The organism is Microbacterium sp. K27 (genome assembly GCF_004794435.1).
GTDB lineage: Bacteria > Actinomycetota > Actinomycetes > Actinomycetales > Microbacteriaceae > Microbacterium > Microbacterium maritypicum_A.
In genome coordinates this window covers 1-13,350 of the sequence record NZ_SSDK01000029.1, presented here as the reverse complement: position 1 = coordinate 13,350, position 13,350 = coordinate 1, and the positions used below count along the sequence as shown (strand labels likewise).

The 13,350-nt window shown below is 68.7% G+C and carries 10 protein-coding genes; 7 read left to right on the top strand and 3 right to left on the bottom strand.

Annotated features, from left to right (window positions below; translation table 11 throughout):
- Positions 1–2: 2 nt before the first annotated feature.
- Positions 3–1,319, bottom strand: a complete 1,317-nt coding sequence (gene aroA / locus DW307_RS02425; RefSeq protein ID WP_029258236.1) for a 3-phosphoshikimate 1-carboxyvinyltransferase — start codon at positions 1,317–1,319, stop codon at positions 3–5.
- Positions 1,320–1,389: 70 nt separating this feature from the next.
- Here aroA and DW307_RS02420 point away from each other — a divergent pair, with 70 nt between their 5' ends.
- Genes DW307_RS02420 through DW307_RS02410 form a run of 3 tightly spaced genes read left to right on the top strand, consistent with a single transcriptional unit; the run spans position 1,390 to position 3,630 of the window.
- Entirely contained in the window at positions 1,390–2,052 is a 663-nt protein-coding gene (locus DW307_RS02420; protein ID WP_021199863.1) for a sigma-70 family RNA polymerase sigma factor, read from the top strand.
- Positions 2,049–2,294 carry a zf-HC2 domain-containing protein gene (locus tag DW307_RS02415; protein ID WP_021199864.1) on the top strand — a complete coding sequence of 82 codons (246 nt, stop codon included), beginning with the start codon at positions 2,049–2,051 and terminating at the stop codon, positions 2,292–2,294. Before DW307_RS02420 ends, DW307_RS02415 begins: the two co-directional genes overlap by 4 nt.
- A 34-nt stretch (positions 2,295–2,328) precedes the next feature.
- Positions 2,329–3,630 (top strand): GNAT family N-acetyltransferase, encoded by a 1,302-nt coding sequence (locus DW307_RS02410; protein ID WP_136023836.1) that lies wholly within the window; start codon positions 2,329–2,331, stop codon positions 3,628–3,630.
- 63 nt (positions 3,631–3,693) lie between these two features.
- On the opposite strand, the gene DW307_RS02405 is transcribed toward DW307_RS02410, so the two are convergent.
- Positions 3,694–7,374, bottom strand: a complete 3,681-nt coding sequence (locus DW307_RS02405) for a multifunctional oxoglutarate decarboxylase/oxoglutarate dehydrogenase thiamine pyrophosphate-binding subunit/dihydrolipoyllysine-residue succinyltransferase subunit (protein ID WP_021199866.1) — start codon at positions 7,372–7,374, stop codon at positions 3,694–3,696.
- Between the two features lie 160 nt (positions 7,375–7,534).
- On the opposite strand from DW307_RS02405, the gene guaB1 reads away from it, so the two are divergent.
- The 3 genes from guaB1 (at position 7,535) to DW307_RS02390 (ending at position 11,476) form a co-directional block, all read left to right on the top strand.
- Positions 7,535–8,989 (top strand): GMP reductase, encoded by a 1,455-nt coding sequence (guaB1, locus tag DW307_RS02400; protein ID WP_136023835.1) that lies wholly within the window; start codon positions 7,535–7,537, stop codon positions 8,987–8,989.
- 112 nt (positions 8,990–9,101) lie between these two features.
- Positions 9,102–10,418 carry a hemolysin family protein gene (locus DW307_RS02395; RefSeq protein WP_136023834.1) on the top strand — a complete coding sequence of 439 codons (1,317 nt, stop codon included), beginning with the start codon at positions 9,102–9,104 and terminating at the stop codon, positions 10,416–10,418.
- The gene (locus DW307_RS02390; RefSeq protein ID WP_021199869.1) at positions 10,415–11,476 is read left to right on the top strand and encodes a hemolysin family protein; all 1,062 of its coding nucleotides are present in this window, start codon (positions 10,415–10,417) and stop codon (positions 11,474–11,476) included. Before DW307_RS02395 ends, DW307_RS02390 begins: the two co-directional genes overlap by 4 nt.
- Before the next feature lie 70 nt (positions 11,477–11,546).
- Here the strand turns inward: DW307_RS02390 and DW307_RS02385 are convergent, their stop codons facing one another.
- The gene (locus tag DW307_RS02385) at positions 11,547–12,614 is read right to left on the bottom strand and encodes an NADH:flavin oxidoreductase/NADH oxidase (RefSeq protein ID WP_136023833.1); all 1,068 of its coding nucleotides are present in this window, start codon (positions 12,612–12,614) and stop codon (positions 11,547–11,549) included.
- Positions 12,615–12,670: 56 nt separating this feature from the next.
- Here DW307_RS02385 and DW307_RS02380 point away from each other — a divergent pair.
- Positions 12,671–13,350 (top strand): ADP-dependent NAD(P)H-hydrate dehydratase (locus DW307_RS02380; RefSeq protein WP_136023832.1); only part of this gene is annotated, 680 nt, incomplete at its 3' end.

Genomic DNA, 13,350 nt, shown 5'->3' with positions numbered 1-13,350 from the left:
CCTCAGCCCCGCAGCATCCGCTCCCAGAGCATCGTGAACTCCGGGAGGGTCTTGGCGGTCGTACCGATGTCGTCGATCTCGACGGCGGGGATGCGCAGGCCGATGAGCGCTCCGGTGGTGGCCATCCGGTGATCGTGATGCGCGGCCCATCCGCCGCCCTGCAGTGGGCGGGGGATGATGCGGAGGCCGTCGGGAAGTTCTTCGGCTTCGCCGCCGAGCTTTCGGAGGTTGCCGATCAGTGCGGCGATCCGGTCGGTCTCGTGCAGACGGATGTGCCCGATGCCGCGGATCGTGGTCGGAGACTCCGCGAAGGCGGCGAGGCCGACCAGGGTCGGCGTCAATTCGCTGGCCGCGGAGAGGTCGAGATCGAGGCCGCGGATTCCGGAGCCGGCGCGCACGGTGAGCGTGCCGCCGTGACGGCCGACGTGCGCTCCCATGGCCTGGAGGATCTCGGGCAGCAGCGCACCGGGCTGGGTGGAGTGGGCGGGCCAGCCCGTGATCGACACCGATCCGCCGGTGACGAGTGCCGCGGCGAGGAACGGTGCGGCGTTGGAGAGATCGGGTTCGATCGCGATCTCCTTGGCGCGCGGCACGCCCGCTTCGACCAGCCATTCGCCGACAGCGGGGCGCTCGATGCGGATGCCGCGTCGGCTGAGGGCCTCGATCGTCATGTCGATGTGCGGGAGGCTCGGCAGGTGCTCGCCGGTGTGGACGAGGTGCAGGCCGACGTCGAACCGAGGAGCGGCGAGCAGAAGCCCGGAGACGAACTGGCTGGATGCCGAGGCGTCGATCTCGACCCGTCCACCGCGGATCCGACCGTGACCGCGGATCGTGAAGGGGAGGGCCCAGGTGCCCTCGTCGTCGATGTCGACGCCGAGATCGCGCAGCGCGCTGATCAGGCCGCCCATCGGACGGTGGAGGGCGGTCTCATGGGCGGTGAGATGCACGTCATGTTCCGCGAGTCCGGCGAGCGGGGCGATGAATCGCATCACGGTTCCGGCCTGCCCGCAATCGATCGTGGTGCCGCCACGGAGCTTCGCAGGGGTGACGACCAGATCGGGTCCGAACTCGTGTCCGGCGTCCACCTCCTCGATACCGACCCCGAGAGCGCGGAGAGCGTCGACCATGCGCGCGGAATCGTCGGAGTGCAGCGGCGAGATCAGGCGGCCGGGACCGTCGGCGATCGCGGCAATCATCAGCTCGCGGTTCGTCAGCGATTTGGAACCGGGGATCGTGAGCTCGGCGTGCACCGGCACGTCGGTCGTGGGCGCGGCATAGGCGCCCTGCACACGGGAAGGGGAATACCTGTTGGCGCTCATCGGTTCTCACCTTAGTAAACACAGGGAGCTTCGTCGCGAAAGACAGGCATCCCGACGCGAAGGAGAGAGTATGCCGGCGACGTTGGAGCGCGAGGTGTTCGACCTCAGCGGCCTAGACTGGCCGATGATGGATGACACCGCAACCGCAGACACCGTCAGCGACCCTCGGCGCGAGTTCGAGGAGCAGGCGATCCCTTTCATGGATCAGCTCTACGCCGCGGCGATGCGCATGACGCGCAACCCGGCCGACGCCGCCGACCTCGTGCAGGAGACCTTCGTCAAGGCCTACGGGTCCTGGGCGACGTTCTCGCAGGGCACGAACCTCAAGGCGTGGTTGTACCGGATTCTCACGAACACCTACATCAACATCTACCGCAAGCGCCAGCGGGAGCCGTTCCAGGGAACGATCGACGAGCTCGAGGACTGGCAGCTGGGCGGAGCAGAGTCGACCACGGCGTCGCACAGCCGGTCGGCCGAAGCCGAAGCCATCGACCGGATGCCCGCGTCGGTCGTCAAGGACGCGCTGCAGGCCGTTCCGGAGGATTTCCGACTGGCGGTGTATCTCGCCGACGTCGAGGGCTTCGCGTACCAGGAGATCGCCGACATCATGAAGACCCCCATCGGCACCGTCATGAGCCGTCTGCACCGTGGCAGGCGGATGCTGCGGGAGCTGTTGGCAGATTACGCCGCTGAGCGGGGCATCGCCGCGGCTGAGACGAGGAGCAAGAAATGAGCGACTGCGGCTGCGACAAAGCCCGTCAGGATCTGGAGGAATACCTCCGCAACGAGGTGTGCAAGACCGAACACACCGAGATCCGCGAGCATCTCGAGAACTGCCCGTCGTGCCGGGACGAGGCGCTCGTCGCCACCACCCTCACCGATGTGATCGCCCGTGCCTGCAAGGAGACGGCTCCGGAGGAGCTGCGCGACCAGGTGTTCGCGCGTCTGCGGGCCGTTCAGGCGACACAGCACTGACACACGCGTCTGAGGCCGTCGCTAGTGTGGATGGATGAACTCCATCGATGCGCGCGACGTTCCCGCTGACAACACCTCGACGGAAAGACTGGCCGGATCCGGGCTCGAGTACCGAGTCGTCGATCTGAGCGACGAGGCGAGCGCTTCCGCCTTCGCCCGCGCTGTCGACCGAGGGTTCCTCGGGTCCGACCCGAACGCCGAGATGCGGGCTCAGGTGCGGAAAACGTTCGCCGAGCGACGGAACATCGGTGTCTTCGAGAAGACACCGCCGGCGACCGCTCTGCCGGTGGCGACGATCAACAGCTGGGTGACTCCGCTCACCCTCCCCGGCGGCGAGATCCCCATGTGGGCCATCAGCGTGGTCACGGTCTCGGCGACGCACCGGCGTCGCGGGATCGCCCGGGCACTGCTCGAGGGCGAACTGCGCGCGGCAGCATCCGCAGGGGTGCCGATCGCGGGGCTCACCGTGTCCGAGGCGACGATCTACGGTCGGTACGGGTTCGGATCGGCGATCCCGGTCGCGCGTCACACGGTCGACACCCGACGCGCAGGCTGGAGCGGACCGACGCCGACCGGCCGGCTCGAGTACATCGATGGCGAAACCCTCGCCGCCGATCTCGGCACGGTGCACGAGCGCGCCCGGGGCCGGGCATCGGGGCAGATCCCCGGCTGGCAGGGGCGATGGGAGGGGTACGCGGGCGTCGCGCCCACCCCGGATCGCGACCAGGCCCGCGGGGTGCGCTACCTCGACGAGGAGGGTGCGCTGCGCGGTGTGATGGCGTACACGGTGGGGGAGGCCGGCGGAACCTTCCGCTTCCGGATGGACGTGCGCCTGCTGGTCGCCGAGACCGACGATGCGCGCACCGCCCTGTGGCGTTTCGCGCTGCAGCACGATCTCGTCGACGAGGTGGTCGCCGACCTCCGCCCGATCGACGACCCGCTGCCGTGGCTGGTCCACGACACCCGCGGGGTGAAGCAGGAGGTGCACGATCACGGGTGGCTCCGCATCCTCGATCTGCCGACCGCGCTGACCGCACGCCGCTATTCCGCACCGATCGACACGGTCCTTCGCGTGGAGGACTCTCTGGGCTTCGCGAGCGGCGACTGGCGTCTGCGCGTCGATGACGCCGGGGTCGCGACGGTGGACGCGGCCGCGGGAGGCTCCGCGGTCGACGTCACACTCGACGTCTCGACGCTCTCCGTGCTCTACGCGGGGGGTGTCCGTGCGTCCACACTGCACGGTGCCGGACGGATCTCCGCCGAATCCGCGGCGGTCGAGGCGCTCGATCGCGCGCTCGTCGCCTTCCCGGCACCGTCGCTCGACATCTGGTATTGAGTCCGGAGGGGAAACGAAAGGGGCGCCACGACCGAAGTCGCGGCGCCCCTTCTCGTCTGACGATCAGCCGAGGGTGACCGCCGCGCGGATCAGCGCGGCCTGCTCAGCCGCGTGGACCTTCGAGGATCCGGTCGCCGGCGATGCCGAGGCCGGGCGCGACACCGGGCGGAACGAGCGGTCTCCGGGAACGTCGGCGAAGGCGAGCGCCAGGAACGGCCAGGCGCCCTGGTTCTCCGGTTCTTCCTGCACCCACACCAGTTCGGCGTTCGGGTAGGAGTCGGTGATGGCCTTGAGCTCGTCGATCGGCGTCGGGTACAGCTGCTCGAGCCGGACGAGGGCGACCTCGGGGTTCGGGTTCTTCTCGAGCTCGGCACGCAGATCCCAGTGCACCTTGCCCGAGTGCACGAGCACCCGCTTGACGGCGGTGCGGTCGAGCCCGCGGTCGTCATCGATGACCGGCTCGAAACGACCCTGCGTGAACGCCTCGACCGGGCTCGTCGCGCCGCGCAGACGCAGCATCGCCTTCGGTGTGAAGACGATGAGCGGCTTGCGCGGTCGGGCGTAGGCCTGGCGGCGCAGCAGGTGGAAGTACGACGCGGGGGTCGACGGACGCGACACGATCATGTTGTCCTGCGCGCACATCTGCAGGAAGCGCTCGATGCGTGCCGACGAGTGGTCCGGCCCCTGGCCTTCGTAGCCGTGGGGGAGGAGCAGGGTCACGCTGGACTGCTGTCCCCACTTCTGCTCGGCGGCCGAGATGTACTCGTCGATGACCGACTGGGCACCGTTGACGAAGTCGCCGAACTGGGCCTCCCAGAGCACGAGCGCCTCCGGAGCCTCCACCGAATAGCCGTACTCGAAGCCGAGGGCGGCGTACTCGCTGAGCAGCGAGTCGTAGACGAAGAAGCGCCCTTGAGCGTCGGAGAGGTTCGACAGCGGCAGCCATTCCTGGCCGTTCGCACGGTCGTGCAGGGTCGCGTGTCGCTGCACGAACGTGCCGCGGCGAGCGTCCTGGCCGGCGAGCCGGACGGGCGTTCCCTCCACCAGCAGCGAACCGAATGCGAGCAGTTCGCCGAAGCCCCAATCGATATTGCCGTTTCGGCTCATGTCGAGGCGCTTGTCCAGCAGCTGCTGGATCTTCGGGTGCACCGTGAAGCCCTCGGGCTTGTTCACGAAGGCGTCGCCGATCATCTGGATGACCTCGCTCGGCACACCGGTGATCTCGGGGGCACCGACCTGGTCGTCGACGGGGGCCTGCTCCGGAGCGATCGGCAGAGCGCCGGTCTCGGCGGCGTGCGTCTCGGCGAACGCGATCTCCAGGCGGTTCTGGAAATCGGCCTTGGCCTCGTCGTACTCCTGCTCGGTGATGTCACCACGGCCGACGAGCGACTCGGTGTACAGGCGGCGGACGGAACGCTTCGCCTGGATGAGGTCGGTCATCAACGGCTGCGTCATCGAGGGGTCGTCGCCCTCGTTGTGACCACGTCGGCGGTAGCAGACGAGGTCGATCACGACGTCACGGTGGAAGCGCTCGCGGTACTCGAACGCGAGCTGCGCGACGTGGATGACGGCCTCGGGGTCGTCGCCGTTCACGTGGAACACCGGCGCCTGGATCGTCTTGGCGACGTCGGTCGAGTAGATCGACGTGCGGCCGTCGTTCGGCGTCGTGGTGAATCCGACCTGGTTGTTCACGACCACGTGGATCGTGCCACCGGTGCGGTAGCCGCGCAGCTGCGACATCTGCAGCGTCTCGACCACGACACCCTGACCGGCGAAGGCCGCGTCGCCGTGCACGAGGATCGGCAGCCAGGCGAAGGTGCCGATCGGCTTGCGGTCCTGTTTGGCGCGGACGATGCCTTCCAGCACGCCATCGACGGTCTCGAGGTGCGAGGGATTGGCGGCCAGGTAGACCGGAAGCTCGGAGTCGTCGTCGGCGACGAAGGTGCCCTCGGTGCCGAGGTGGTACTTGACGTCGCCGGAACCGCGCTGGTTGCCCGGGGTCTGCGTGCCCTCGAACTCACGGAACACCTGGCCGTAGGTCTTGCCGGCGATGTTGGTGAGCACGTTCAGACGGCCGCGGTGCGCCATGCCGATCGCGGCGCCCTCGAGGCCGGCGGTCGCGGCGCCCTGAAGGATCTCGTCGAGCAGCGGGATGAGCGATTCGCCGCCCTCGAGCGAGAAGCGCTTCTGACCGACGAACTTGGTCTGCAGGAAGGTCTCGAAGGCCTCGGCCTCGTTGAGCTTGCGGAGAACCCGCAGCTGCTCGTCGTGGCCGGGCTTCTGGTACTTGACCTCCACCTTCTCCTGGAACCAGCGACGCTGCTCCGGGTCCTGGATGTGCATGTACTCGATACCGAGCGTGCGGCAGTACGAGTCGCGGAGCACCCCGAGGATGTCGCGGAGCTTCGCGATGCGCCGACCGCCGAACCCGCCGGTGACGAACTCGCGGTCCAGGTCCCAGAAGGTGAGGCCGTGGCTCTCGATCTCGAGGTCGGGGTGCGAGCGCTGCACGTACTCGAGCGGGTCGATGTCGGCCATCAGGTGTCCGCGCACACGGAACGAGTTGATGAGCTCCTGCACACGGGACTGCTTGTCGACGCGCTCGGCGAGGTCGACGGCGATGTCGGGGTTCCAGCGGATCGGCGCGTAGGGGATGCGCAGGGCCGCGAAGATGTCGTCGTAGAACCCGCGCTGGCCGATGAGCAGCTCGTGCACCTTCTTCAGGAACTCGCCGGAGCCGGCGCCCTGGATGACGCGGTGGTCGTAGGTGCTGGTCAGTGTGATCGTCTTGCCGATGGCGAGTTCGTTGAGCGTCTTCTCGCTCGCGCCCTGGAACTCGGCGGGGTACTCGAGGGCACCGGCACCGATGATGCAGCCCTGGCCCTTCATCAGACGCGGCACCGAGTGCACGGTTCCGATGCCACCCGGGTTCGTCAGCGACACCGTGGTGCCCTGGAAGTCGCCGGCCGTCAGCTTGTTGCCGCGGGCGCGGGTGACCAGGTCCTCGTAGGCGGAGAGGTACTCGGTGAAGGTGAGGGTGTCGGCGCGCTTGATGCTGGGCACCATGAGGGCGCGTGTGCCGTCGGGCTTGGGCAGGTCGATCGCGATGCCGAGGTTGACGTGCGCCGGCGCGACCACGGAGGGCTTTCCGTCGACCTCCGCGTAGAACACGTTCTGGCTGCGGAACTCGTCGAGTGTCCGGATGAGCGCCCAACCGATGAGGTGGGTGAAGCTCACCTTGCCGCCGCGGGTGCGTGCCATGTGGTTGTTGATGACGATGCGGTTGTCGATCATCAGCTTGGCCGGCACGGTACGCACGCTGGTGGCGGTCGGGACGGTGAGCGACTCGTCCATGTTCGCGGCGAGGGTCTTGGGCAGACCGCGCAGCGGCGTGACCTTGTCCTCTTCGGCGGGCGCCGGAGCGTCCTTCGACTCGGATTTCGCCGGCTTCGGGGCCTGGGCGGGGATCGGCGCGGCAGCGGCGGGCTTGGCCGTCGTGCGCGCCACCGGCTGCGAACCGATCACCGGGATCGGTGCGGTGACGGGATGAGCCGCCGCCGGCGCATCGGGCGTTGCCGCGGGAGCTGCGGAAGCCGTCTCGGAGTGGTACTTCTCCAGGATGGGCCACCACTCCTTGTCGACGGAGTCGCGGTTCACCTTGAACTGCTCGTAGAGCTCTTCAACGAGCCAGGAATTGGCTCCGAACCCCCCGTCGCCGTTGACGCCGGTCACCTGGTTCGACACTCTCGATCGCCCTCTTTCATCGCTGAAGCTCTCTGGTGCGGACGTCGACGCAGGATGCGTTCGGGCCCGCACACTCTCGACCAACAAGCCTAACGTGTTTCGCTATGGGAATCGTCGAAGCTGAGCGCCCACCGCGTCGCGATCTGGGTACCGTGGAAGCATGAAGTTCTCTGGAGAGCAGCCGACCGTCGATCTGACCTACTCCGACGTCTTCCTGGTACCGCGCAGATCCGCGGTCACCAGCCGTCTCCAGGTCGACCTCGCCCCGCAGGACGGCACCCCGGCGACCCTGCCACTCGTCGCCGCGAACATGAACTCCGTGACCGGCCCGCGCATCGCAGCCGTGCTCGCGCGGCGTGGCGCGCTGGGCGTGCTGCCCCAGGACCTGCCGCTGCAGGATCTCGATGCGGCGATCCGCGAGGTGAAGTCGCAGCCCGTGCTCTGGGACACGCCCATCGTGCTGCCTCCCGAAGCATCGGCGGCCGATGCGCTCCGTCTGCTCCCGGCGACCAGCGGTCACGGGATCGTCGTCGCCCGCGGCACGGCGCCGATCGGCGTCGAGCGCATCCTCGGGATCCTCCCGGCGACCCGCCTGGCCACGGCGCTCCCCGATGCGCAGCTCGGCGATCTCGTGCACCACGGCACGCCGGCGATCGACGCGGACGACATCGGCTCGGAGCGGCACGCGTTCGATGTGATCACCGATGCCGGCGTCGAGATGGTGACCGTCGTGCACCACGGACACCTCGTCGGAACACTGAGCGCCCGGAGTGCGCTGCGCTCGACGCTCTACCGCCCTGCGGTCGATTCCGATGGGCGCCTCGCGGTCGCCGCGGCCGTCGGGATCAACGGCGACGTCGCGGCCAAGGCCAAGGCACTCGCAGCGGCAGGCGTCGACGTTCTGGTCGTCGACACCGCCCACGGCCACCAGGAGGGGATGCTGCGGGCTCTGCGCGCGGTCGCCGAGCTCGACCTCGGCCTCCCCGTCGTCGCAGGCAACATCGTCACCGCCGACGGCGTGGCCGATCTGGTCGACGCGGGGGCGTCGATCCTCAAAGTCGGCGTCGGCCCCGGCGCCATGTGCACCACCCGCATGATGACCGCGGTCGGCCGCCCGCAGTTCTCCGCCGTGCTCGAGACCGCGCAGGCGGCACGCGAGCTCGGTGCGCACGTCTGGGCCGACGGTGGCGTGCGCTATCCGCGCGATGTCGCTCTGGCCCTCGCCGCCGGCGCGGCCTCCGTCATGGTGGGATCCTGGTTCGCCGGCACCATCGAGGCGCCGGGGGAGTTGCAGCGCGATGCCGATGGCCGTCTGTTCAAGGAGTCCTGGGGCATGGCGTCGACCAAGGCCGTCCAGGCGCGCTTCGGTCGCCTCGACGCCTACGAGCGTGCTCGCAAGGAGCTCTTCGCCGAGGGCATCTCCTCATCGAAGATCTATCTCGACCCGCTCCGTCCCGGGATCGAAGACCTTCTCGACATGATCACCTCCGGTGTCCGCTCATCCTTCACCTACGCCGGCTCCTCGTCTGTACCGGAGTTCCATGAGCGCGCCGTGGTGGGCCTGCAGTCGGCGGCCGGCTACGAAGAGGGCAAGGCGCTGCCGGTCAGCTGGTGACCGCGAGCGCACTCCCCGTCGTCTTCGGTACAATCGTCGGCATAATGGACGACCCTCCCAGTTGTAGAACATCGCCCCACTGTCCGCCTCTCTCACAGGAGAGGAACCTCTGATGGACTACATCATGTTGGGCGTGGGGCTCCTGCTCACGGTCGGCACCGGCCTCTTCGTGGCGAGCGAGTTCGCATTGGTGAACCTCGATCGCGCCGAACTCGAAGCCAGGCAGGCACGCGGCGAATCGCGGCTCTCGCTCACGATCAGCGCCCTCAGGCACACATCGACGCATCTCTCGGCGGCCCAGCTCGGCATCACGCTCACGACGCTTCTGACCGGTTACACGATGGAGCCGGCGCTGTCGAACCTCCTGCGCCCGACCCTCATCGCCTGGAACCTCCCTGAAGCGGCCGTCGCGCCGATCGCGACCATCGTGGCGATGCTGGCGGCGACGGTGCTCTCGATGATCCTCGGCGAACTCGTGCCCAAGAACTTCGCCCTCGCTCTGCCGCTGGCGACGGCGAAGCTCGTGATCCCGTTCCAGATCGCGTTCACGACCGTGTTCAAACCGGCCGTCGTGGTGCTCAACGGCAGTGCGAACGGCGTACTGCGCGGCATGGGGATCGAGCCGAAGGAAGAGCTCTCAGGCGCCCGCAGCGCGGAGGAGCTGTCATCGCTCGTGCGGCGGTCCGCCAACGCGGGCCTGCTGGAGGCCGACACCGCCTCGCTGCTCGACCGCACCCTCATGTTCTCGCGCCTCACGGCCGCCGACGTGATGACGGCCAGACCGAGCATGCACGCGATCGCTGCAGGCGACTCGGTGGACGACGTCATCCAGCTCGCGCGACGCACGGGCCACAGCCGCTTCCCCGTGTACGACGACGACCTCGACGACATCACGGGCGTCGTGCACCTGAAAGCCGCCATCTCGGTTCCGCGCGAGCGGCGCACGGAGGTGCCGGTGGGCGCTCTCGCGACGGAACCGCTCCGCGTTCCGGAGACCGTGCACGTCGACGCCCTGATCGCGGAACTCCGTGCGCGCGGTTATCAACTCGCGATCGTCGTGGACGAGTACGGCGGGACCGCGGGGCTGGTGACCTTGGAAGACCTCGTCGAAGAACTCGTCGGAGAAGTCGCCGATGAGCACGATCGCACCCGCGCGGGAGTCATCCGCAACCGGGAGGGAGTCACGTTCCCCGGAGAGCTGCGCCCGGACGAGCTGCGTCGCCGTGCCGGTGTGGAAGTACCCGAGGGCGATGTGTACGACACCGTCGGCGGCTACGTCATGAGCGTGCTCGAGCGCGTGCCCGCGGTGGGCGACGAGGTCTCTCTCGACAGCGGCGTGCTGCAGGTGGTCCGCATGGATGGCAGACGGGTGGATCGGGTGCGCTACGTGCCGAATCCGCTCGATGGCGATGAGGAGGTGACCCGATGAGCGATTGGGCAGGACTCGCCTGGCTCGTCGTGCTCCTGGTCGCGAATGCGTTCTTCGTCGGTGCCGAGTTCGCGGTGATCTCGGCCAGACGATCGCAGATCGAGCCTCGAGCCGACCAGGGCTCACGCGCCGCGAAGACCGCGCTTTACGCGATGGAACACGCGACGCTGATGCTCGCGACGTCGCAGCTGGGCATCACGATCTGCTCGCTTCTCATCCTCAATGTGTCCGAACCGGCGATCCACCATCTGCTCTCCGTGCCGTTGCACGCGCTCGGGTGGCCGGACGGTGCGGTCGACGCCGTGTCGTTCACGATCGCATTGGTGATCGTGTCCTTCCTGCACGTGGTGTTCGGCGAGATGGTGCCGAAGAACCTGGCGTTCTCGGTGCCGGACCGTGCCGTGCTGATCCTCGCCCCACCGCTGGTGTGGGTGTCGAAGGTGTTCATGCCCGTGATCTGGGTGCTCAACGCGGCAGCCAACGGCGTCCTGCGCCTGTTCCGGGTCGAGCCCAAGAACGAGGCCGCATCGACGTTCACTCTCGATGAGGTCGCGACCATCGTCAGCCAGTCGCGTCGCGAAGGCGTGCTCATGGACACGGCGGGAACAGTCGCCGCAGCGGTCGAGTTCACCGACAAGAAGGCGCGGGACGTCGCGGTGCCACTGAGCGATCTGGTCACGCTGCCCCAGTCGACGACGCCCGACGACATCGAGAAGGCGGTCGCACGATACGGGTTCTCGCGCTACGTGATCGTCGACGATGCATCCGTACCGATCGGCTACGTGCACCTGAAAGACATCCTCCGCGCATCCGAAGGCCCCGACGCCGAGGCCAAGATGGTCGAGCCGGTTCCGGCCAAGCGCATCCACCACATGGTGCCGGTGCAGGAGGACACGGATCTCGAGGACGCCCTCGCGGTCATGCGTCGCGCGGGTCGGCATCTGGCGAAGGTGCGTGACGCGCAGGGCAACACCACCGCCGTGCTGTTCCTCGAGGACATCCTCGAGGAGTTGGTCGGTGAGGTGCAGGACGCGACCCGCCGCTTCCGCGGACGCTGATCGTCGCTCGGACGACGAAGGCCGCCGACCCCTCTCAGGGGATCGGCGGCCTTCGTCGTCCGAGCACTGTTCAGCGCAGGCGGGCCCGCTCGTACTGCGGTGGCCAGACGATCTCGGCGTCGAGCTCGTGCGCGGCACGGAGCGCGAAATGGGGGTCGCGCAGCCACTCCCGTCCGGCGAAGATCGCATCCGCGGCTCCCTCGCTGAGCACCTGCTCGGCCTGGGCCGCCGCGGTGATGAGACCGACCGCCGATACCGGGATCCGGCCACCCTGTCGCACGGTTTCGGCGAGCGGGACCTGATACCCGGGGAAGACGCTGATCCGCTGGTGCGCGACCAGGCCGCCACTCGAGACGTCGATCAGATCGGCACCACGCTGCGCTGCCCAGTCGCCGACGATCGCCGCTTCTTCGGGCGTGAAACCGCCGTCGGCATGATCTGTGGCGGAGATGCGCACGAACAACGGCACATCGGCTCCTGCGGCTTCGCGGACCGCGTCGACGACGCGCAGCAGCAGGCGGGCACGATTCTCGAGCGAGCCGCCGTACTCGTCCCCGCGCAGGTTCGACAGGGGAGACAGGAACTGGTGCAGGAGGTACCCATGCGCCCCGTGCACCTCCAGCACGTCGAACCCGGCGTCCGTCGCGCGCCGTGCTGCGGACGCGAATGCGTCGACCACACGGTCGATCCCGGCGAGGTCGAGGGCGACCGGCTCGTCGAAGCCGTCGAAGGCGATGGCCGAGGGGGCGGATGTCGTCCACCCGCCATCGGCGGCCGGCACCGATCCGCGTTCGGGTGCCCAGGGCCACCACGTCGATGCTTTGCGGCCGGCATGGGCGAGCTGGATGCCGGCGTGGGCTCCGCGGTCATGGATCGCCTGGACGATCGGGACGAGGGCGTCGCGCTGCTCGTCATCCCAGAGCCCCAGGTCACGCGGTGAGATCCGTCCCTCGGGGACCACGGCCGTCGCCTCGGCGATGATGAGTCCCGCGCCGCCGGACGCGAACTGTACGAGGTGCGTGTGATGCCACTCCTGGGCCACGCCGTCGACCGCGCTGTACATGCACATGGGCGAGACCCAGAGGCGGTTGCGGAAGTCGACGGAACGGATGCGCAGCGGGGAGAAGAGAAGACTCACGGTTCGACGGTACCGCCGCGCGGGTGCAGGACGGGCCGTCGCACTAACGTGGAGTCATGTTCGAGGTGCGCGAGTGGACACGCGGCGACACGGCGCGGTTGTTGCGTGCGCCGACCGCGGATGACGACAAGTACGCCCGTGGCGTGGTGGCGCTGCGCACCGGATCGCCCGCGTATCCCGGTGCCGCGGTGCTCGGCGTCGAGGCGGCGTGGCGGGCCGGGGCGGGCTTCGTCCGCTACGTGGGCGCGGAGCGGGTGGCGGATGCCGTTCTCGCCCGGCGACCGGAGACCGTCGCCGGGGCGGACACGGGGCGTTCGAGGGTCGACGCCTGGGTGATCGGATCGGGGACGGACCCGGCGCACCGCAGCGACACGGAATCCGGTGCTCTGCGGGAGATCCTCTCCGGCACCGCCGCCGTCGTGATCGACGCCGGAGCGCTCGATCTCGCCGAACGCGCGACGGCGCCGTTCCTCGTGACGCCCCACGCGCGGGAGTTCGTCCGGCTGCAGGAGAGGCTCGGAATGTCCTCGACCGCGGAGGATCGCGCGCAGGCCGCGCGGCACATGGCGGACACGCTCGGGGGCGCCGTGCTGCTCAAGGGCGCGCGTACGCTGATCGCGGCGCCGGACGGGACGGTCATCGCCGTCGAAGCGGGGACCGGCTGGCTGGCCACCGCGGGGACGGGCGACGTCCTCGCCGGCGCGCTGGGTGCCGTGCTCGCGGCGAACCCCGGACG

Bases quoted from the DNA above. Each gene is read 5' to 3' on its own strand.
- DW307_RS02420 (WP_021199863.1), top strand. From the start codon at position 1,390: ATGCCGGCGACGTTGGAGCGCGAGGTGTTCGACCTCAGCGGCCTAGAC.
- guaB1 (WP_136023835.1), top strand. From the start codon at position 7,535: ATGAAGTTCTCTGGAGAGCAGCCGACCGTCGATCTGACCTACTCCGAC.
- DW307_RS02410 (WP_136023836.1), top strand. From the start codon at position 2,329: ATGAACTCCATCGATGCGCGCGACGTTCCCGCTGACAACACCTCGACG.
- aroA (WP_029258236.1), bottom strand. From the start codon at position 1,319: ATGAGCGCCAACAGGTATTCCCCTTCCCGTGTGCAGGGCGCCTATGCC.
- DW307_RS02390 (WP_021199869.1), top strand. From the start codon at position 10,415: ATGAGCGATTGGGCAGGACTCGCCTGGCTCGTCGTGCTCCTGGTCGCG.
- DW307_RS02395 (WP_136023834.1), top strand. From the start codon at position 9,102: ATGGACTACATCATGTTGGGCGTGGGGCTCCTGCTCACGGTCGGCACC.
- DW307_RS02415 (WP_021199864.1), top strand. From the start codon at position 2,049: ATGAGCGACTGCGGCTGCGACAAAGCCCGTCAGGATCTGGAGGAATAC.